The sequence below is a fragment of the Mucilaginibacter rubeus genome (assembly GCF_014643835.1).
Lineage (GTDB): Bacteria > Bacteroidota > Bacteroidia > Sphingobacteriales > Sphingobacteriaceae > Mucilaginibacter > Mucilaginibacter rubeus.
On the sequence record NZ_BMKD01000001.1, the window covers coordinates 324385 to 342761 of the forward strand.

Sequence of the window (18377 nt, forward strand, 5' to 3'; positions counted from 1 at the left end):
TGTTTTACCGCGGGCCGGAAGCCCGCGGCAGACCGCAAAACAAAAAGAGGCGCTCATCGCGCCTCTTTTTATATTTTAAGGTTGAATTATACCGAAAAACTTTCGCCGCAACCGCATGTGCGACTGGCGTTAGGGTTGTGGAAATTGAAGCCCTTACCGTTAAGGCCGTCAGAAAAATCAAGCTCGGTACCGGCAAGGTACAGGAACGATTTCATATCAAGCGCCATACGGATTCCCTGGTCTTCAAAAAACTGATCGCCTTTTTTCTCTTCGTTATCAAAATCAAGATTGTATGATAAACCAGAGCACCCACCGCCCTGAACAGATACACGCAGGAAATAAGAGGCATCAAGCCCTGCATCCTGCATCAGGTGTTCTATTTTGCTTTTTGCTTTATCAGTTACAGTTACCATTTTTTAAAAGAGTCAAGATTGTTAGATTCAAGAGCCAAGATTTTTCACTCGTCTCTTGCGTACCATGCTATGAAGATTTAAGATACAAAGAAGGGAAAGTCTTGTTTTCTTGCCTCCTGCATCTTAAAGTCTTTTTAGTGATGTACTTTTTCGCTTTCAATTGGCGCTAAGCCGTTTTTAACGCGGAAATCATTGATCGCTGCTTTGATAGCATCCTCTGCCAAAACTGAACAGTGAATTTTTACCGGTGGAAGGGCAAGTTCTTCAACGATGTCCATGTTGTCGATTTTCATAGCATCGTCGATGCTTTTGCCTTTAAGCCACTCGGTAGCTAATGATGATGAAGCGATTGCTGAACCGCAACCGAAAGTTTTAAATTTTGCATCGGTGATAACATTGTTATCATCAACCTGGATCTGCAGGCGCATTACGTCGCCGCACTCAGGTGCACCAACTAAACCGGTACCTACTTTGTGGCTGCTTTTATCCAAAGTGCCCACATTGCGGGGGTTAGTGTAGTGATCGATTACTTTATCTGAATATGCCATTTTTTTAAAGTTCTTAAGTAGTAAGTTATAAGTTTTGAGTCTCTTAAACTCTTATATGTCAATTCGCAAATGGTCAATCCGAAACCGAAAATCCCAAATCCGAAATTAAATTAATGTTCTGCCCACTCAATTGAGTTAAGGTCGATACCTTCTTTAAACATTTCCCATAGCGGTGAAAGGTCGCGCAGGTGGGTAACCGCTTTTTTGGTTACTTCAATTGCGTAATCAACTTCTTCTTCGGTAGTGAAACGACCTAAGCCAAAACGGATAGAAGAGTGTGCCAGGTCATCAGACAGGCCTAAGCTTTTCAATACGTATGATGGCTCCAATGAAGCAGAGGTACAAGCCGAACCTGATGATACAGCCAGATCTTTCATGGCCATCATCAAACCTTCACCTTCAACATATTTAAACGAAATGTTAGCAACATGTGGTAAGCGGTGTTCAACGTTACCGTTTACATAGCTTTCTTCCAACACGGTTAGCGCTGATTGCAATTTATCGCGTAAAGCTGAAAGGCGTTTTGCCTCGCTTTCCATTTCCTGGCCGCAAAGTTCGCAGGCTTTACCTAAGCCAACAATACCCGGTACGTTAAGGGTACCTGAACGCATACCGCGCTCGTGACCGCCACCGTCCATTTGGGCTGTAACTTTAACCCTTGGTCCTTTACGGCGTACATATAATGCACCAACACCTTTAGGGCCGTATATTTTGTGTGCTGATAAAGCCAAAAGATCAATACCATCAGCATTAACGTCAACAGGGATCTTACCAACAGCCTGTACGGCATCGGTCATAAATAATGCACCGTGTTTGTGGGCAATAGCCGAAATTTCTTTAATTGGCTGAATAACACCAATTTCATTGTTGCCATACATAATCGATACCAGGATGGTTTCAGGCGTCATTGCCGCTTCTAAAACTGCAAGATCAACAAGACCGTCTTCTTTAACCGGCAAATAAGTTACTTTGCCGCCCAGTTTTTCAACGTGTTTGCAGGCATCAAGTACAGCTTTATGCTCTGTAACAGTAGTTATGATATGGTTACCTTTCTCTTTGTACATTTCAAACACCCCTTTAATAGCAAGGTTATCTGATTCTGTAGCACCAGAGGTAAAGATGATCTCTTTTTCAGATGCGCCTATCAATTTGGCTACCTGTTCGCGTGCGTAATCAACCGCCTCCTCTGCAACCCATCCAAACGCGTGGTTACGGCTTGCTGCATTACCAAATTTTTCGTTAAAATATGGTAACATAGCCTCCAGTACCCTTGGGTCCATCGGTGTAGTTGCATTGTTATCTAAATAAATTGGGATATTCATAGTCCTTTTGAAATATATTAACAAAACAAAGATACGCAAGTTTTTATTGAAATTCAGCTAAATTCCTTCGCAAATAACCAAAGCTGACCAATAATTTACAATATTTGGACATGAACAAAGTGGAGCACATTGGCATTGCAGTTAACAGTGTTAAGTTAGCAGGGGAAATCTACTCCAAATTGCTGAATATACCTGTATATAAAACCGAAACTGTAGAGAGCGAACATGTGGTTACCGCCTTTCTTCAAAGCGGGCCAAATAAAATTGAATTGCTCGAGGCTCTTAATGATGATAGCGCCATTGCTAAGTTTATAGCTAAAAAAGGGGAAGGGATTCATCATATAGCTTTTGAGGTAGATGATATTGAAGCTGAAATGAAACGCCTCGAAAATGAGGGTTTTGTTTTGTTAAATGATAAGCCTAAACAGGGGGCTGACAATAAACTGGTTTGCTTTGTGCACCCCAAAAGCGCTAATGGGGTGTTGGTAGAGTTGTGCCAGGAGATTTAAACTTTAAGCGATATTATTTTGCAGGTGGGATAATTTTCCTGATCCTGGCATTTTGTTCGTCGCCAACATATATGTTACCGCTGGCATCTACCGCTATGCCATGGGGGTCATTAAATTTAGCCAGTAAGTTTGCACCATCATAAAAGGCTCTTTCTTTTGTGCCTGCAAGCGTAGTTACCTCGCCACTTGCCGCTATTTTTCTAATCAAGCTTAGGTTATCGGTTACATATATGTTTCCGTTTTTATCTACAGCTACACCCAGAGGCCCGTTGAAGGTTGCCGATGTTGAAGCACCGTTGTCAGATCCGGGTGCAAGCTTGCCGGCAACTGTTGTAACTACCGCGGCGGGGGTTATTTTCCTGATCATATTATTACTATAATCGGCTACATAAATATTATCAGCACCGTCAATAGCTAAGCCTTCCGGTAACCGAAAATTAGCTTCTGAACCGGTTCCGTCTGCAAAACCGGGGCCCGAATGCACATTGCCTGCAAATGTTGTAACATCCTGTGATGGCGTAATTTTTCTGATAATGTTATGATTATCTGTTATATACAGGTTGTCGGCGTGGTCAATTGCTATTCCCGCCGGGCCATTAAAGGTTGCTAACGGGCCTTTTCCATCGTTAAAGCCTATTACTCCCGAACCTGCAAATGTACTCACAATGCCGTCGGTCGCTATTTTTCTAATTACGTTGTTACCAAAGTCGGCAACAAAAATATTTCCTTTCGAGTCGAGCGCAATACCTATGGGATTATCAAATTTTGCCGATTTGGCGGGGCCGTTAACCAGTCCGTCCCCCGTCCCGCCCGCCAGCGTAGTTACAATGCCTTCGGACGTTATTTTGCGGATAGCATTGTTGCCCTGGTCGGTAACATACAAATTGCCGGCAGCGTCTACCGCTACACCATTAGGGTTATTGAGTGCTGCATTTCCTCTTAGGCCATCAACATATCCATAAGTGCCATTGCCTGCCAGGGTATAAGTATGTCCCGGAAGGTTTTCTAATTTGGGGTTGTCATCCGTGCCTGGGGCTGGTTTATCTTTACTGCAGCTAAATAATGCTACAGAAGTTGAAATTCCAATAAGTAATAGAGCAGGAATAAATCTTTTATTATTCATGTTTGTGGATATGGTTCAAGTTTGATTATTAAAACAACAAACAGCCGGTTTTATTGTAGCTATCGTTAAAAAGCTATCAAATAGTGCAGGAGACTGTTTCCTCAAATATAAATTTTAAACTAAATTGATAGGCATCGTATCTGGTTGATTTTATTTTTAATTTGCTTTTCCAGTTTTCACTTTTATTATTACATTTGCACCTCTTTTAAGTAAAGTACAGAAGGTAAGTTTATATAATATAATGAAAAAAGATCTGCATCCATCAAACTATAGGTTAGTTGTATTTAAAGATATGTCAAACGACTATTCTTTTATCACTAAATCTTGCATCGATACCCGCGAAACCGTTAAATGGGAAGATGGTAACGAATATCCATTGGTTAAATTAGAGATTTCTCACACTTCGCACCCGTTCTACACCGGTAAAATGAAACTGGTTGATACTGCAGGTCGTATTGACAAATTCCGCTCACGTTACAACAAAAAGTAATTTTTGTTTAATTAATATTTACAAGTCCCGGCTTTGCAGTCGGGACTTTTTTTATTTTTGCGCCATGGCAATTATCCTTTTTGACGATAACGCACACCATACGCTGTTACCGCTTACCTATACCCGGCCGGTTGCCGATCTTCGTATCGGGATACTCACCATTGCCGAAAAATGGGCCAGGCATTTAAAAAGCGCTTATTCTTTTCAAACGCTTGATTACCTAAAGATTAAGTTCCCGGTAAATATTGAAGCTGATAACGTCTTTATCAATGGCGCTGTATGTCCGGATGAAAACCTGGTTGAAGCAATTGATAAACTGCAAACCGGGCAGGCGCTTAAATACAACGACCAGTTGATAGCCGTTAAACTTAATGCCGCGGATGCGGAAAGCTTTGATGTTAATGCTGATTTTGGCGATGTGGCAAGCTATTATAGCCTTTTTGTATCGATCAAATACCCTGAAGATATTTTCAGGAAGAATGACATTGAGCTTCGTAAAGATTTTCAACTGCTTACTAAAGGACGAACAAGCGCGGCTATAAGTTCAACTAACATTGTTATAGGCGACGATTTTTTTGCTGAAGAAGGTGCTGTTGCCGAATGTTCGACATTTAACACAACTAACGGACCGATTTACCTGTCGGCTAATACCGAAATTTGGGAAGGTACCCATATCCGCGGGCCATTTGCCATTTGCGAACATTCGCAGGTGAAAATGGGGACTAAGATTTATGGTGCTACCACCGTTGGGCCGTATTGCCGGGTTGGGGGCGAAATAAATAATTCGGTAATTTGGGGATATTCCTCAAAAGGTCACGAAGGCTACCTGGGCAACTCGGTTTTAGGCGAATGGTGTAATATCGGCGCTGATACAAATAATTCCAACCTGAAGAATAACTACGCCGAAGTAAAACTTTGGGATTACAGTACACAACGTTTCCGTAAAACGGGCCTCCAATTCTGCGGCCTCATTATGGCCGATCATGCAAAAAGCGGGATCAATACCATGTTTAATACCGGTACAGTAGTAGGGGTAGGGGCCAATGTTTTTGGGGCAGGTTTTCCGCGTAACTTTGTGCCCGACTTTTCATGGGGAGGCGCGCAGGGCTTCGAAGTTTATTTGATCAATAAAATGTTTGAAACCGCCCAGAAAGTATTCGACCGCCGCGATCACCGTGATTTTGATGAAATCGAACAGAATTTATTAACAGCCATATTTGAACAGACAGAGAAGTATAGGCAGTTTTGATTTTTGTGAGTGGTTGATTAGGTGAGTGGGGTAATATCACCATTTAATTGAACTTTATGAACTACTCACCTAATCAACCCAATCAACCATTCACTAATAAATAAAATAATAAAATCATGAGAAAGAAAATCGTTGCCGGAAACTGGAAAATGAACCTTGATTACAATGAAGGTTTAGCTTTATTTTCAGAGATCATCAACATGGTAAAAGATGAGGCTACCGGCACGCAGGAAGCAGTGATCTGCAGTCCGTTCATCCACATTCATAGCCTGGTGCAATTGTCAAAAGGTTATAGCAAAATTGCTGTTGGCGCACAAAATGCCCACCAGGAAGAAAAAGGTGCTTACACAGGTGAGATCTCTGCTAAGATGATTAAATCTACCGGTGCTGCTTATGTGATCGTTGGCCACTCAGAACGCCGCCAGTATTTTGGCGAAACCAATTCTTTGCTTGCCAAAAAAACGGATACTGCTTTAAAAAATGATCTTCGCCCTATCTTCTGCATTGGCGAAACTTTGCAGGAGCGTGAAGCCAATACACATTTTGATGTGATCAAAACTCAGTTGGTAGATGGCATCTTTCACCTTGATGCTGAAGCTTTTGCCAAATTGGTTATCGCTTACGAACCGGTTTGGGCTATTGGTACAGGTGTAACTGCTACATCAGCACAAGCTCAGGAAATTCACGAGTTCATCCGTAAAGAAATTGCCACTAAATATAGCCAGGAAGTTGCCGATGCTACTACCATTTTATACGGCGGTAGCTGCAACCCAACCAATGCTGCCGAACTGTTTGCTCAGCCTGATATTGATGGCGGCCTTATCGGTGGTGCTTCCCTGAAATCGCGCGACTTTACAGATATCGTTAAAACATTTAATTAATATTAGATATGAGATTTTAGATATGAGATCTGAGAAAATGCCCAAACTTAATTTCAAACAGAAAGAGGGTTTGTGCTGTTTACAAAAAAGTAAACTCTCAAATCTCATATCTCACGTCTCAAATCTAACAGAAGCATGAAGCTTTTAAAAGTTCTTTTACCCGTTTTGGTCGACTTTGGCGTATTTTGGGCGGTTGTATATCTCAATATGCCCGATCACCCTATGCGCATTGGCGAAATTGGTAACGGTAACCTGTACAGCCTCATGGCCTACTTCAGCCTTTTTTGGCCCTTATTGCTTGCAGATGGAATCCTCACCCAGTACCTGATCATCATACCACTTTGGAATTGGGTTAAACATAAAGGAGCTTCGGCGCGCTTTATTGCCGGAGCCTGCATTGCCCTGGTTTGTATATTATTTGCCGGGGCCCTAAGCTATATTATATGGTTGCCCGAGGATGGATATAGCCCCCTGTTTAGTTTTTGGTGGTATATGACCGAAATACAAGCTGTTTACTGGATTGTTAACTTTGTTGTACTGTATTTACTCGACAGGAAGAGGACAAGCGATAGCGAGCCGGTTGAACCCGCAGTTGCAGCTTAAATTCTCTGCCGGCCGACCGGATTTCTGGTGTGGGTTAACAACGAAAAAAATCAAAATGAATTACTACGAATTATTTTTTACTACCATCACCACCGAAGATTACCAGCAGGACCTGCTGATAAATGCTTTGGGTGAGATAGGTTTTGATACTTTTGAAGAGCTTGAGCTTGGCTTTAAAGCTTATATTCCAGAAGGTGTTTTTGACCAGCAGGCGCTTGATGAGCAATTATTACCCTATAAAGATTTGTTCACTTTTAGTTACGAGATAACACTCATTCCGCAGAAAAATTGGAACGAGGTGTGGGAAAGTAATTTTGAACCTATAGAGATAGGGGATAAGATTTATGTACGGGCAACCTTTCATGAACCTAAACCCGAGTTTGAATATGAGATAGTGATTGATCCCAAAATGGCATTTGGCACCGGGCATCATCAAACCACAGCTATGATGCTGGGGCTGATGCTTGAAAATGAATTTGCCGGTAAAAAAGTGCTTGACATGGGATGCGGTACGGGGATCCTTGCTATTATGGCAGCCAAACTGGGTGCCGACGATATCACCGCCATTGATTACGACCCGGTTTGTTATGAAAGCACTATCGAAAATTCGGCTTTGAATAATGTGGGCAATATCAAACCACTTTGCGGGTCAAAAGAAGTTATCCCGGATGAGCAATATGATACCATCCTGGCCAACATCAACCGGAATATTCTTATCGACCAGATGCCGCGTTATGCTGAAGCGTTAAAGACCGATGGCGAGATTTACTTCAGTGGTTTCTATGAGTCGCCCGACCTGGATATCATTACCGACGAAGCCCGCAAATACGGCCTGAAATACATTACCCATAAAAAAGATAAAGAATGGGTGGCTGCTAAGTTTATAAAGTAAACCCCACCCAAACCCTCCCCTAAAGGGAGAGGGCTTAAGAAGAACGCTTTTAAAAGTCTCCCCCTTTAGGGGGAGATTTAGAGGGGGCTAATACCCTACAGTAAACCTTCTTTTCACAAACTGGTTGTTTTCCAGTTCATCCAATATAGCAACTGCCAAATCTTCTACTGAAATTTCGTGTTCGTGCTTATCATTAAACACAGGCTCATCTGTACCGGTGCGGTATACACCTGTGCGGGTGCCGGGATGCAGGTGTATGGCCGGGCTCAGGAAGGTCCAGTCTAAATCTTCTTCTTTTTTGATAATGTTCAGATAGTCGCGGGCCGCTGTGGCGCCTGTTTTCCATTCGGCAGGGAATTGAGGGCTGTCAACTAATTGTACGCCCGGAGCAATAAAAAGGCTGCCTGCACCGCCTACAACCAACAGGCGGCTTACACCAGCTTGTTTAGTGGCCTGTTGTATAGCCTCCGACCCTTTAATAAAATCATTGTACAGGTTAGGGTTACCCCAGCCGGCGTTAAATGAGTTTACAACAGCATCATGCCCTTTCAATTTTTCGGTTAACTCATCAACGTTATATACATCGGCAGTTTTGAGTGTTAATTTAGGGTTTTCAATATCTGTTTTCGGGTTACGGGCTATGGCAGTTACCTCGTATCCACGTTGTAATGCTTCGTTTAAAACAGCTTTGCCTACAAAACCGGTGGCTCCAATTAATGCGATTTTCATTGTTTTTGCTTTTATATTGTAATTAAATTTGTTACAGTTTGTTTTAAATTTTTTTAATCAAATTGATTTACAAAATCAAAAATGGTTATGGTGCTTAGTTTTTTGATAATGGCTGCTTCAACCTCATCGGCCAAATGATCAAGGTGAGCTCCAATTTGCTTACCGACAGGGCAGGCAGGGTTGGGCTTATTTTTAGCCTGGCCTAAAGCCGGCGGCAGTTTTACTGCCTTATAAACATCTGCAAAGGTGATTTTTTGAGGGGGGAGGGCAAGGCTATAACCGCCGGTTTTACCTTCCTTGCTTTCAATAAGCCCGCAGGCGCGTAATTTGCGCATTTCTTTACGTACCAGAACAGGGTTTACATTCATACTGCCGGCAACATAGTCAGACGATAATAGCTCGCCCGGCTGTTTGCAAAGCAGGGTTAATACATGGGTTGCTATTTGAAATTGTCCGTTCATTTATCTGTAATAAAAAATATTACAGTACAAAAATGAAATTTTAATTTTAAAAAGAAGAATTTTTTGCGCTTTTTTGCGCACTAAATTACAATGGGATGAAAATCCAGACCTAAATTACTCGAAAAAAATACCGTGTAGCAGGTATGTTTTAGAATGATTTATTTGCTTTAATTTAAGGGATTTGCCAATCGCAATAATTAACTACACTTTAAAATAAAAAATTACGCAAATTAGTTGATAATTAGCGTGATAATAAATATTATTGTAAAGTAATTAACTTTTGCGAAACCTACACTATTAATTTAACCAAATGAAAACTCTCGGAAAAAAAATCAGATTATTACGTCATCAAAAGGGGTGGAGCCAGGAGGATGTTGCAAAGAGATTGGATATTTCAATTCCTGCTTTCTCAAAGATTGAAACAGGGATCACAGATATTAATTTATCAAGGCTTGAGCAGATAGCAAACCTGTTTGAAATGTCAGTAGTTCAGTTGCTTACATTTAATGATACCGAACAGGATCAGAAATTTGTTAACGAGCTTGAAACCGTTAACAAACGCTTAATGGACCGTGAAACTGAAGTAATCGATTTGCAGAAAAAAGTAATTGAGCTATTTGAAGAACTTCGACATTCAAAAGTAACCGCATAATTTGGTGGCCCGGTTTGGCCGGGCTAATCAAAAATGTAACGCATTGTTAAATGCTTTTTGCCAAATGTAGCACCAACTGCTTCGTGGATGGCTATCATTTTGTCGTTAAAATCGCCTACCCAGGATAGTTCAAGCTCATCATAACGCTTGAGAGGCAATACATATTCCTTTAATTTTATAAACATCGCCGATTCGAGGCCGTGCTTCTGGTACTTTTGTTTCGTGCCCATCACAATAGCCCGCATGCGGGATACCCCTTTCCAGCGGTAGTATAAAAATTTAAGTTTACCTATCAGGTCCAGTTTGCCGTTTAGCGGTTTAAGCATCTGGTTGGCATCGGGTAAAATGATCATAAAAGATGCTGGTTCATCATCTACATAGGCAAACCAGATCAATTTTTCGTCCATCAGGGGCTTCATTTTTTCGAAGCTTTCCATGATCGTATCGTATGTGATAGGAACAAAGTTTTCAAAATCTTTCCATCCATCGTTATAAACCTCAATAAAATCAGCTGCGAATTTTTCTATTTTTTTTATTTCAAAGTGCCTGAAATCGTATCCGGGCTTTTTTGCTACCCAATTAGCTATTTTGGTAAATCGCTCGGGGAAAGGTTTATGAGCGTCAACATGGTTAGTGATCTGCGCGTACTGGGTTTTAAAGCCGTACTCATCAAAAAAGGCCTGGTAATACGGATGATTATAGTTCATTCCATAAGAGGGAGGAGTGAAGCCTTCAACCAGCAAGCCCCAAAAGTTGTCGTTTTCGCCAAAGTTGATGGGGCCGTCCATGGCTTTCATGCCGTTTTCCCTAAGCCAGTTTCTCGCGGTATCAAATAAAAGAAAGGCAGCTTCTTTGTTATCGGTACACTCAAAAAAACCCATGCCGCCGGTTGGCTGCTCGTAATTGTATGCCTTTTTTTCATTAATAAAAGCAGCAACCCGGCCAATTAGATGGTCATTGTCATCTGTCAGGATCCAACGGGTACATTTACCATGTTGATGAAAGTTGTTTTTTGCCGGGTTAAATACAGCTTCAATATCATTATCAAGCGGGCAAACCCAGTTATCGTCATCTTTATAAATGATGCGGGCCACATCTAAAAAAGCCTTTTTTGTTGCTTTGTCCTTTACTTCTGTTACTTTCATTTATTGTACGCTACCGGTAGATAATAAAAAAAGCATCCAGAGGCATAGTCTGAATGCTTTGTAAATGTTATGTATTAAAAAGAATTAATAGTCGTCTTCGTCGTCGTCATCGAATGACTCGTAACCCCTGCCCAGATCATCATCTAATGGTCCGTCAAAATCATCATCATCGTCATCAACTACCTTCTTTTTCACTTTTGGGTCAAACTCATCATCATCATCAGGATCATTATCTGAGTTTTCGATCTTTTTAGTGTTCGGTTTCTTTGGCGCTCCCATTGTAATGGATTTTATAAATTAAACTTTGTCAATAATAATAATTAAAATCAGATAAAGAAAAGCGTTTCTAAAATCTTTTACCCTATTGATTCAATAGTAAAAATAATGAAAAATGGTTTTTTTTAAAACAGAAATTAAAATTATTCTGATTGCTCGCCAATGGTGGCCGTGTTGTTTGTAAAGTCCTTAAGTTGAGGTAATTCCTCAATACTGTTAATGCCAAAATAGTCCATAAACAAAGCACTTGTACCATAAAGGATAGGTTTTCCGAGCCCTTCTGATTTGCCAATTATAGCTATTAGCTCTTTTTCGAGTAACTTTTGGATCGAATAATCGCAGTTTACACCCCTGATCTGTTCTATATCGGGCTTAGTTACGGGTTGTTTGTAGGCGATGATAGCCAGGGTTTCCAAAGCGGCCTGGCTTAGTTTTTTCTTTGACCGTTGCAGCTGCAAAAGGTTAATAACAGCATGATATTCCTTTTTAGTGAGAAATTGATAACCATTGCCAATTTTAACCAGCTCAATAGCTAAGCTATGATGCTGGTATTTTTCGTGGATCCTGCCTATAGCATCGGTTACTTCTTGTATATCAAAATCGCGCTCAAAAGCAGCCTGGAGGCAATACATGATCTCCTCCAACCGGATTGCCTGCTCTGATGCAAAAATTAGGGCCTCTATGTATTGTTCCATTTTTAGTCAGTGGCAGTTGCAGTTTTTAGTTGCAGTTATTTTTTTACTGCAACTGCCACTGCTACTAAGGGCTTAATAATTTATAACCTGTTCTTCAATTTCAACGGGGATTTCGCGCCACTCGTATCGCTGGGTACGAAGCTGGGGCTCAAAGCCGGCTTCTTTTATGGATTCCTGGATGCCTTTAGCGGTAAATCTGTGAGGTGCACCGGCTGCGGATACCACGTTTTCTTCAATCATGATCGATCCAAAATCGTTGGCACCGGCGTGCAAGCAAATTTGGGCAACCTGTTTACCCACGGTAAGCCACGAAGCCTGGATATTTTTAACGTTGGGCAGCATAATGCGGCTCAAGGCAATCATGCGGATATATTCGTCGCCGGTAACATTATTGGTAATACCGCGTACTTTACGTAAGAGGGTACCGTCATCCTGAAAAGGCCAGGGGATAAATGCTATAAAACCATAGTTGCCTTCGGGTTTTTCGGCCTGTACCTCGCGGATCCAAACCAAATGTTCAAAGCGCTCTTCAATAGTTTCAATGTGGCCAAACATCATCGTAGCTGATGTTGGCAGGTTAAGTTGGTGAGCGGCACGCATTACATCAAGCCATTCCTTACCGCCGCATTTGCCTTTTGATATCAGGCGGCGTACGCGATCATTAAGAATCTCGGCACCGGCACCCGGTAATGAATCCAGGCCTGCTTCCTTCATTGCTCTTAGTACCTCAATATGCGGCATGCCTTCTAATTTAGCAACGTGCGCAATTTCCGGCGGACCTAATGAATGCAGTTTTAATTTCGGATAAAGCTGTTTCAGTTCGCGAAACAGGTCGGTATAAAATTTCAGTCCCAGATCGGGGTGATGCCCGCCCTGTAACAGCAGTTGATCGCCGCCGTACCGAAATGTTTCCTCGATCTTCTTTTTATAAGTTTCAATATCAGTAATATAGCTTTCCTCATGACCAGGACGGCGAAAGAAATTACAAAACTTGCAATTGGCTATACAAACGTTAGTAGTGTTAACATTACGGTCAATTTGCCAGGTAACCTTACCATGCGGAACCTGTATTTTACGAAGTTCGTTGGCTGTGTACATCAACTCGGCAGTAGAGGCGTTGTTATACAGGTAAACGCCTTCTTCAAGCGTTAAAAAATCAAACCGCAACGCGCGCTGCAACAGATCGGCTGTATTCATATCACGCAAATATACGCAAGTTGGTAATTTGATTTTGAGCGCTGTTAAATAATTGACAAAAAAATGTAACGGTGCAAAACAATCGTTCATCTAAAGCATTCTCCTTTAGCCTTTAGCCTTTAGCCTTTAGCCTTTAGCCTTTAGCCTTTAGCCTTTAGCCTTTAGCCTCAAGAAACTACCTTTCCCTTATCCAACCTCAAAACTTTATCAACACTGTTGGGTATTTCATGCTGATAGTGGGTAACATAAATAAGTGTAACATTACCCAGGCTGCAAATGGTATCAACCAGGTTTTTAAAGTGGAGTTGCTGATGATCGTCCATGCCCTGGCAGGGTTCATCAAAAATAAGCAGTGCCGGGTTTTTAATGAGCGCCCGGGCCAGCAGACAGAGGCGTTGTGCACTTGCCGGGATGTTTTTGAGCAATACGCGGGCGTACTTTTCAATTTCCAAAGCTTTCATCCATCGTAAAGCAATTTCTGCACGGTCTTTATTGCTTGGCCTGAACAAGCCAAGCGTGTCGTAATAGCCCGACTCGATTACCTGCAAACAGCTATTATCAGTAGGGAAGTATTGATGCAGTTCGGGCGATACGAAGCCGATTTTTTTTTTGATATCCCAGATGCTTTCGCCTGTCCCGCGTTTTTTATCAAATAAAACAATGTTGTTAGCATAAGCCTGTGGGTTATCTCCGTTGATTAAGCTTAGCAACGTTGATTTGCCTGCCCCGTTAGGGCCCAACAAAGCCCAATGTTCTCCAGGGTTAATCTGCCAGTTTACATCATCCAGCACCACCTTATCGCCATACTTAATGTGTACCTGATCCATTTTTACAATGTGCTTGTAAGCGGTCGGGTTTTTATCGATGTTGAGTAAGGCATTCAACTCGTTGGTATCAATCGTATCGCTTTTATCCTGCTCAAAAAGTTCTGCTTTAAAATCCTGTTTGGGGCTTTCGTGTATAATAACCCCTTTGCTTAACACGGCGACATGGGTAATAGCAGTTGGAATTTCATGGATGGAGGTGGCTATTATGATGTTAATACCTGATACCATGATCTGCTCAATAATGCCATTAAATTCTTCACGGGTTTTTACATCCAGGCCGGTTAAGGGGCTGTCGAGCATTAATAATACGGGATTTTTAAGCAGGGCGGCTGCCAGCATCAAGCGTTTGGTTTCGCCGTTTGATAGTTTGATGATCTGTTTATTGAGCAGTGGTTCGAGCCGTAATAATGAAACCACTCTTTCAAATGTCCAGAATGTACCGGTGCCGGGAAAGTGTGGTATCGTATTAAGATAATCTGCAACCGTAAGCGCATCTTCCGAATCGGAAGAATTATAGCGTTGCTGGTAGTAGAAATCAGTAGTGTTTGAAAGGTTGCGGAAATGATGTTTAGGCTCAACCAGTGCTATAAGCTTATGTGGCGTGGCAATATCATTGGCCTTGAAAAATTTGGAGTAATCATTCCAGAAATGATAAACTATTTCGCCGCCTGTGATATTAAAACGCCCGGCTATGGTTTGTAGCAGGGCACTTTTCCCCGATCCGCTTTCGCCGATAAGGGCCCAGCTTTCGCCTTTGTTTATATTAAAGCTTAAGCCGGTAAATAATGTTGTGTTTAAAAAACGTACAGTTGCTTTATTTATTGATAGAAGTGCATTTGTCATAACTTAGCCAGTAGAGTAGCGTGTAAATGTACTCATCTGAGTTAAAGCCATAAAAAATTTTTGTGGATTTATGGCGCTTGCTATCCTTCTCCTGTAATTAAGCCGTGCGTTTTAAGGTTTCAGTTGTAGCCGGTATTTCATTGGCCTTTTTGTTAAGCCGGTTCCAGGTGGCAAAGTCGATAGTGAGCGCTTTTACAAAATTTTTGCAGCTCTTGTTAGGGCATGTAAGTACCCAATATTTTTTATGCTGTTCAACATGGGGCCTGTTACCGCATTTAATGCAGTTTTCACATTGAATGTTTGGTTGTACCGGTATTATCATAGTTGGTTGGAGATAAATTGTTAATAAATTATTTTATGCTAAACCAGCACACCTGCTGTGGCCAGCCGGTGTAAACATGTAACCTTCTATAAATTATTGATATGTTTAATTGGTTTATAACTTATGTATATGAACGCTTTATGGCAGTGTTTGGTTTTAAAAATTTGAGATTATTTAGAAAATATTTCGAAGATTAAATTCCGGTTAAAGGCGGCAGTTTATTTATCCCCCCGGAAGCATTTTGTATATATACCTATACAGTTAACCAGCTTAATATCCTGTTATCGAAATTGGTTTTCGACAATAAGCCTGAGGTTAAAAAGGCCTGATTATTGCATGCCTTTTTATCAAACATTAACCATGAAAAACGCACACTTTTTATTATTCATTTTTGCCTTATTAACTATGAGCGGGTGCTCGGTTATAGGCGATATTTTTAAAGCCGGGGCAGTAACCGGTATCATAGCTGTAATAATTGTTATCGCTATTATTATTTGGGTGATCTCTTTATTTAGAGGGAAAAGCTAATTTTCATTTTGGATTATTTTTTATATAATTAATTAAACAATTTAATTTTAAAGGGGTTGATATTATATAAAAACATCTAATCATGGAAAATACACAAGCAACCGTAGAGATTTTAAATGATCTGATACAGATCAACAATGACAGGATTGAGGGCTATCAACGCGCCTCAAAAGATTTGAAGGATGGCGATACCGAACTGAAATCGCTTTTTACAAGGTTTATTGGCCAAAGTCAGGGTTACAGGCTTGCTTTGGGTACAGAGGTTAGTGCTTTTGGAAAAGACATTGAAACCAGCACAACTACCAGCGGCAAAATACACAGGGCCTGGCTTGATGTTAAAGCCGCGTTTACCGGGCATGATACCCACAACGTACTGGAGGAATGCGAATTTGGTGAAGATGCCATTTTAAAAGCATACCGTACCGCGCTTGAAGACGAAAATTTACCGGCCTACCTGCGCGAAACGATCAGCCAGCAGGAAAGTGAACTGCTTGACGCTCATGACGAGATTAAAGCCCTGCGGGATACTGTTCACTAAATTTATTGATAACTAATTAACCACCGGGGGGCAGTTTTATAACTGCTCCTTTTTTATGATTACTGTTAAGCGGTTGGTTTTATGGTTGAGGGATAATGTTTATATTTTTAACTTGCCAGCTATTTTTCTCGGCCCAGTCACCATCAGTATACAACATTTTAACTTCCCAGGCTGATTGTTCCATTTTGCCACTATCGTTCTCAATTTTTACTGTTGATTGTACCTCGTAGCTATTAATTGTTGTATCAATAACCGATTTAAAACTGTTGTTAGGAAAAACCGCTTTTTGAGGTTGTTTCAGCTTTTCCTTTACAAATAATTTTGCCATGGTAAAAGCTTCCTTTGCAGTTGGTTTACGGTTAAGATGAATTGTGCTGTTTTTACTTATGCCAAGCACTACAATAATAAATGTTATCGCAAAAACTATGGCAAAAAGGGTAGCAGTGCGTATATGCGGATGGCGGTGCCAGCCAATACTTTTACGCTCCTCGGCACTAAGCGTTTTCCATTCAGAATATTTCATATTTTATTATGTATCACATTAAGCAATACCAATAGAAATTGTTTGGCGGTTTTGAGCAAAAAAAAAACGCCTCCGGAAAACCGGGGGCGTTTTTTTTAACATAAAAAGTTAAATTACTTTTTAGTAGTGTCTTTTTTAGTGGTGTCAGCTTTAGTAGTATCAGCAGCCATTTTAGAAGTGTCAGCTTTAGTAGTATCAGCAGCCATTTTAGAAGAATCAGCTTTAGTTGAATCAGCAGCAGAAGATGATGATGAACCTTTACAAGCAGCGAAAGAAACAGCGATAGCTAAAGCTAAAAAGCCTAATTTGAAATTTTTCATGTTTAATTTTTTTAATAAGTGATTTAATAGTTTACAGCTTAATACCAGAAATAAAAAAAGGTAACCCATAATTTTGAAAAAAAATTACAAGTCACCTTTTTTATTGATGGATAACTAAAAAATCAATAGAAAAAGATTAAAAATGATATTTAACTACTTTCTATCTTATCAGAAATAATTATTTCTTGGTGGTGTCTTTTTTAGTAGTATCAGCAACAACTTTAGTAGTGTCAGTTTTAGTAGAGTCAGTAACAACTTTAGTTGAGTCAACTACAGTAGTTTTAGTAGTATCACCTTCAGTTTTTTTAGAGTCACCGTTACAAGCTGAAAAAGAAGCTGCCAGAACTAATGCTACGAATGCTAATTTAAATGTGTTTTTCATTTTCTTAATTTTTAAAATGTTAACGTTTTGTGATCGTTTGTTACTTAATACGCATTAGTTGAAAAGGTAACCCATAAAAATTAAACCTTTGTAAATTCCATAGGGTTTGTAGTTTACGTACCGGTTTTTGCAAGCGGTTTTTTTATTGCAGATTTGCCTGCATAGTTTTTAACATTGGGTTACCTTGTTTACCTGCCGGTATTAACGTTAAATTAATGCAGCACACAATTGTTACAGGTAATGAAATGTAATGCCAATGTTATTAATTTATTTTAGTTTGATTTTTTTTGATAATAGTGGGTTACAATTTGACCTAAATAGTATTAAGAGTGAATAAAGACTTAAAAGCTTCGGCTCCAACAGATAGTGAAATAGTTCTTGGAATACTTAATAACTCGGAAATAGTGCTGAAGAGGCTCTACACAACTTATTTTCCGATGATATTACAGTTGATCATTAACAACAATGGCGATGAGGATGACGCGAAGGATATTTATCAGGAAGCCATTATCGTTCTTTACAATAAAATTAAAGCGGGTGATTTTGAGCTAAACAGTAAGCTTAAAACATATATATACTCAGTTTGCCGGCGGCTTTGGCTTAAAAGGCTGAGCCAAATGAACCGATATGGTGGTGACATCAGGGACTTTGAAGAACACTTACCCGTTGAAGAAGAAATTGATAACCATAACGACAGGGATATCCAGTTTGGTAAAATGGAGAGTGCGCTCCAGTTATTAGGCGAACCCTGTAAAACCATTATGGAAGATTTTTATATAAAAAACAGATCGATGCAGGAGATCTGTGAGCGGTTTGGCTACACCAATGCGGATAATGCCAAAACGCAGAAGTACAAATGCCTGCAAAGGCTGAAGAAACTATTTTTTCAGCAGAAATAAGGAGATCAAG

The 18377-nt window shown here is 40.5% G+C and carries 25 protein-coding genes; 10 read left to right on the forward strand and 15 right to left on the reverse strand.

Annotated elements, in window-relative coordinates:
* Window positions 1-86 precede the first annotated feature (86 nt).
* From IEX80_RS01290 to IEX80_RS01300, 3 genes are all read right to left on the reverse strand, one after another.
* On the reverse strand, window positions 87-413 hold the full coding sequence (locus tag IEX80_RS01290; protein WP_091168048.1) for a HesB/IscA family protein: 327 nt from the start codon (window positions 411-413) through the stop codon (window positions 87-89).
* A gap of 134 nt (window positions 414-547) precedes the next feature.
* Window positions 548-961: a Fe-S cluster assembly scaffold IscU gene (gene iscU / locus IEX80_RS01295; RefSeq protein WP_076378185.1), complete on the reverse strand. Its 414-nt coding sequence runs from the start codon at window positions 959-961 to the stop codon at window positions 548-550.
* A 110-nt stretch (window positions 962-1071) separates the two neighbouring features.
* Window positions 1072-2283 (reverse strand): IscS subfamily cysteine desulfurase, encoded by a 1212-nt coding sequence (locus IEX80_RS01300; RefSeq protein ID WP_188831696.1) that lies wholly within the window; start codon window positions 2281-2283, stop codon window positions 1072-1074.
* Between the two features lie 110 nt (window positions 2284-2393).
* Here IEX80_RS01300 and mce point away from each other — a divergent pair, with 110 nt between their 5' ends.
* Window positions 2394-2792, forward strand: coding sequence for a methylmalonyl-CoA epimerase (gene mce / locus IEX80_RS01305; protein ID WP_188831697.1), 399 nt, complete (start codon window positions 2394-2396; stop codon window positions 2790-2792).
* A gap of 13 nt (window positions 2793-2805) precedes the next feature.
* On the opposite strand, the gene IEX80_RS01310 is transcribed toward mce, so the two are convergent.
* Window positions 2806-3915, reverse strand: a complete 1110-nt coding sequence (locus tag IEX80_RS01310) for an NHL repeat-containing protein (protein WP_188831698.1) — start codon at window positions 3913-3915, stop codon at window positions 2806-2808.
* Window positions 3916-4156: 241 nt separating this feature from the next.
* Here IEX80_RS01310 and IEX80_RS01315 point away from each other — a divergent pair, with 241 nt between their 5' ends.
* From IEX80_RS01315 to prmA, 5 genes are all read left to right on the forward strand, one after another.
* On the forward strand, window positions 4157-4405 hold the full coding sequence (locus IEX80_RS01315; RefSeq protein ID WP_090524811.1) for a type B 50S ribosomal protein L31: 249 nt from the start codon (window positions 4157-4159) through the stop codon (window positions 4403-4405).
* Window positions 4406-4469: 64 nt separating this feature from the next.
* Window positions 4470-5654, forward strand: coding sequence for a GlmU family protein (locus IEX80_RS01320; protein WP_188831699.1), 1185 nt, complete (start codon window positions 4470-4472; stop codon window positions 5652-5654).
* 116 nt (window positions 5655-5770) lie between these two features.
* Window positions 5771-6535, forward strand: coding sequence for a triose-phosphate isomerase (gene tpiA, locus IEX80_RS01325; RefSeq protein ID WP_188831700.1), 765 nt, complete (start codon window positions 5771-5773; stop codon window positions 6533-6535).
* Between the two features lie 135 nt (window positions 6536-6670).
* The gene (locus IEX80_RS01330; RefSeq protein ID WP_188831701.1) at window positions 6671-7138 is read left to right on the forward strand and encodes a hypothetical protein; all 468 of its coding nucleotides are present in this window, start codon (window positions 6671-6673) and stop codon (window positions 7136-7138) included.
* A gap of 55 nt (window positions 7139-7193) precedes the next feature.
* Complete coding sequence (gene prmA / locus IEX80_RS01335) at window positions 7194-8030, forward strand: 50S ribosomal protein L11 methyltransferase (protein WP_188831702.1); 837 nt, start codon at window positions 7194-7196, stop codon at window positions 8028-8030.
* A gap of 87 nt (window positions 8031-8117) precedes the next feature.
* On the opposite strand, the gene IEX80_RS01340 is transcribed toward prmA, so the two are convergent.
* On the reverse strand, window positions 8118-8759 hold the full coding sequence (locus IEX80_RS01340; RefSeq protein ID WP_188831703.1) for an NAD(P)-dependent oxidoreductase: 642 nt from the start codon (window positions 8757-8759) through the stop codon (window positions 8118-8120).
* A 53-nt stretch (window positions 8760-8812) separates the two neighbouring features.
* A complete protein-coding gene (locus IEX80_RS01345) occupies window positions 8813-9220 on the reverse strand; it encodes an Rrf2 family transcriptional regulator (protein ID WP_188831704.1) in 408 nt (135 codons plus the stop codon).
* 310 nt (window positions 9221-9530) lie between these two features.
* Between IEX80_RS01345 and IEX80_RS01350 the strand changes: the two genes are divergently transcribed.
* Window positions 9531-9872: a helix-turn-helix domain-containing protein gene (locus IEX80_RS01350; protein WP_090524822.1), complete on the forward strand. Its 342-nt coding sequence runs from the start codon at window positions 9531-9533 to the stop codon at window positions 9870-9872.
* A gap of 23 nt (window positions 9873-9895) precedes the next feature.
* On the opposite strand, the gene IEX80_RS01355 is transcribed toward IEX80_RS01350, so the two are convergent.
* From IEX80_RS01355 to IEX80_RS01380, 6 genes are all read right to left on the reverse strand, one after another.
* On the reverse strand, window positions 9896-11017 hold the full coding sequence (locus IEX80_RS01355) for a GNAT family N-acetyltransferase (protein ID WP_176624046.1): 1122 nt from the start codon (window positions 11015-11017) through the stop codon (window positions 9896-9898).
* Window positions 11018-11101: 84 nt separating this feature from the next.
* A complete protein-coding gene (locus tag IEX80_RS01360; RefSeq protein WP_090524826.1) occupies window positions 11102-11296 on the reverse strand; it encodes a hypothetical protein in 195 nt (64 codons plus the stop codon).
* A gap of 140 nt (window positions 11297-11436) precedes the next feature.
* On the reverse strand, window positions 11437-11988 hold the full coding sequence (scpB, locus tag IEX80_RS01365) for an SMC-Scp complex subunit ScpB (protein ID WP_090524828.1): 552 nt from the start codon (window positions 11986-11988) through the stop codon (window positions 11437-11439).
* Window positions 11989-12060: 72 nt separating this feature from the next.
* The gene (gene mqnC / locus IEX80_RS01370; protein ID WP_176624050.1) at window positions 12061-13185 is read right to left on the reverse strand and encodes a cyclic dehypoxanthinyl futalosine synthase; all 1125 of its coding nucleotides are present in this window, start codon (window positions 13183-13185) and stop codon (window positions 12061-12063) included.
* 167 nt (window positions 13186-13352) lie between these two features.
* On the reverse strand, window positions 13353-14855 hold the full coding sequence (locus tag IEX80_RS01375) for an ATP-binding cassette domain-containing protein (protein WP_188831705.1): 1503 nt from the start codon (window positions 14853-14855) through the stop codon (window positions 13353-13355).
* A gap of 97 nt (window positions 14856-14952) precedes the next feature.
* A complete protein-coding gene (locus tag IEX80_RS01380) occupies window positions 14953-15177 on the reverse strand; it encodes a hypothetical protein (protein ID WP_090524834.1) in 225 nt (74 codons plus the stop codon).
* A 360-nt stretch (window positions 15178-15537) separates the two neighbouring features.
* Between IEX80_RS01380 and IEX80_RS01385 the strand changes: the two genes are divergently transcribed.
* Window positions 15538-15705 (forward strand): hypothetical protein, encoded by a 168-nt coding sequence (locus IEX80_RS01385; protein ID WP_175489913.1) that lies wholly within the window; start codon window positions 15538-15540, stop codon window positions 15703-15705.
* 82 nt (window positions 15706-15787) lie between these two features.
* Window positions 15788-16243 carry a PA2169 family four-helix-bundle protein gene (locus IEX80_RS01390; RefSeq protein ID WP_090524838.1) on the forward strand — a complete coding sequence of 152 codons (456 nt, stop codon included), beginning with the start codon at window positions 15788-15790 and terminating at the stop codon, window positions 16241-16243.
* A gap of 79 nt (window positions 16244-16322) precedes the next feature.
* Here the strand turns inward: IEX80_RS01390 and IEX80_RS01395 are convergent, their stop codons facing one another.
* From IEX80_RS01395 to IEX80_RS01405, 3 genes are all read right to left on the reverse strand, one after another.
* Entirely contained in the window at window positions 16323-16766 is a 444-nt protein-coding gene (locus IEX80_RS01395; RefSeq protein ID WP_188831706.1) for a hypothetical protein, read from the reverse strand.
* Between the two features lie 113 nt (window positions 16767-16879).
* Window positions 16880-17086, reverse strand: a complete 207-nt coding sequence (locus tag IEX80_RS01400; RefSeq protein ID WP_090526183.1) for a hypothetical protein — start codon at window positions 17084-17086, stop codon at window positions 16880-16882.
* Between the two features lie 178 nt (window positions 17087-17264).
* Window positions 17265-17468 (reverse strand): hypothetical protein, encoded by a 204-nt coding sequence (locus IEX80_RS01405; RefSeq protein WP_090524841.1) that lies wholly within the window; start codon window positions 17466-17468, stop codon window positions 17265-17267.
* 329 nt (window positions 17469-17797) lie between these two features.
* On the opposite strand from IEX80_RS01405, the gene IEX80_RS01410 reads away from it, so the two are divergent.
* Window positions 17798-18367, forward strand: coding sequence for an RNA polymerase sigma factor (locus IEX80_RS01410; RefSeq protein WP_090524843.1), 570 nt, complete (start codon window positions 17798-17800; stop codon window positions 18365-18367).
* Window positions 18368-18377 lie beyond the last annotated feature (10 nt).

Coding starts and splice junctions, on each gene's coding strand:
- IEX80_RS01290 (WP_091168048.1), bottom strand. CDS start 413: ATGGTAACTGTAACTGATAAAGCAAAAAGCAAAATAGAACACCTGATG.
- iscU (WP_076378185.1), bottom strand. CDS start 961: ATGGCATATTCAGATAAAGTAATCGATCACTACACTAACCCCCGCAAT.
- IEX80_RS01300 (WP_188831696.1), bottom strand. CDS start 2,283: ATGAATATCCCAATTTATTTAGATAACAATGCAACTACACCGATGGAC.
- mce (WP_188831697.1), top strand. CDS start 2,394: ATGAACAAAGTGGAGCACATTGGCATTGCAGTTAACAGTGTTAAGTTA.
- IEX80_RS01310 (WP_188831698.1), bottom strand. CDS start 3,915: ATGAATAATAAAAGATTTATTCCTGCTCTATTACTTATTGGAATTTCA.
- IEX80_RS01315 (WP_090524811.1), top strand. CDS start 4,157: ATGAAAAAAGATCTGCATCCATCAAACTATAGGTTAGTTGTATTTAAA.
- IEX80_RS01320 (WP_188831699.1), top strand. CDS start 4,470: ATGGCAATTATCCTTTTTGACGATAACGCACACCATACGCTGTTACCG.
- tpiA (WP_188831700.1), top strand. CDS start 5,771: ATGAGAAAGAAAATCGTTGCCGGAAACTGGAAAATGAACCTTGATTAC.
- IEX80_RS01330 (WP_188831701.1), top strand. CDS start 6,671: ATGAAGCTTTTAAAAGTTCTTTTACCCGTTTTGGTCGACTTTGGCGTA.
- prmA (WP_188831702.1), top strand. CDS start 7,194: ATGAATTACTACGAATTATTTTTTACTACCATCACCACCGAAGATTAC.
- IEX80_RS01340 (WP_188831703.1), bottom strand. CDS start 8,759: ATGAAAATCGCATTAATTGGAGCCACCGGTTTTGTAGGCAAAGCTGTT.
- IEX80_RS01345 (WP_188831704.1), bottom strand. CDS start 9,220: ATGAACGGACAATTTCAAATAGCAACCCATGTATTAACCCTGCTTTGC.
- IEX80_RS01350 (WP_090524822.1), top strand. CDS start 9,531: ATGAAAACTCTCGGAAAAAAAATCAGATTATTACGTCATCAAAAGGGG.
- IEX80_RS01355 (WP_176624046.1), bottom strand. CDS start 11,017: ATGAAAGTAACAGAAGTAAAGGACAAAGCAACAAAAAAGGCTTTTTTA.
- IEX80_RS01360 (WP_090524826.1), bottom strand. CDS start 11,296: ATGGGAGCGCCAAAGAAACCGAACACTAAAAAGATCGAAAACTCAGAT.
- scpB (WP_090524828.1), bottom strand. CDS start 11,988: ATGGAACAATACATAGAGGCCCTAATTTTTGCATCAGAGCAGGCAATC.
- mqnC (WP_176624050.1), bottom strand. CDS start 13,185: ATGAATACAGCCGATCTGTTGCAGCGCGCGTTGCGGTTTGATTTTTTA.
- IEX80_RS01375 (WP_188831705.1), bottom strand. CDS start 14,855: ATGACAAATGCACTTCTATCAATAAATAAAGCAACTGTACGTTTTTTA.
- IEX80_RS01380 (WP_090524834.1), bottom strand. CDS start 15,177: ATGATAATACCGGTACAACCAAACATTCAATGTGAAAACTGCATTAAA.
- IEX80_RS01385 (WP_175489913.1), top strand. CDS start 15,538: ATGAAAAACGCACACTTTTTATTATTCATTTTTGCCTTATTAACTATG.
- IEX80_RS01390 (WP_090524838.1), top strand. CDS start 15,788: ATGGAAAATACACAAGCAACCGTAGAGATTTTAAATGATCTGATACAG.
- IEX80_RS01395 (WP_188831706.1), bottom strand. CDS start 16,766: ATGAAATATTCTGAATGGAAAACGCTTAGTGCCGAGGAGCGTAAAAGT.
- IEX80_RS01400 (WP_090526183.1), bottom strand. CDS start 17,086: ATGAAAAATTTCAAATTAGGCTTTTTAGCTTTAGCTATCGCTGTTTCT.
- IEX80_RS01405 (WP_090524841.1), bottom strand. CDS start 17,468: ATGAAAAACACATTTAAATTAGCATTCGTAGCATTAGTTCTGGCAGCT.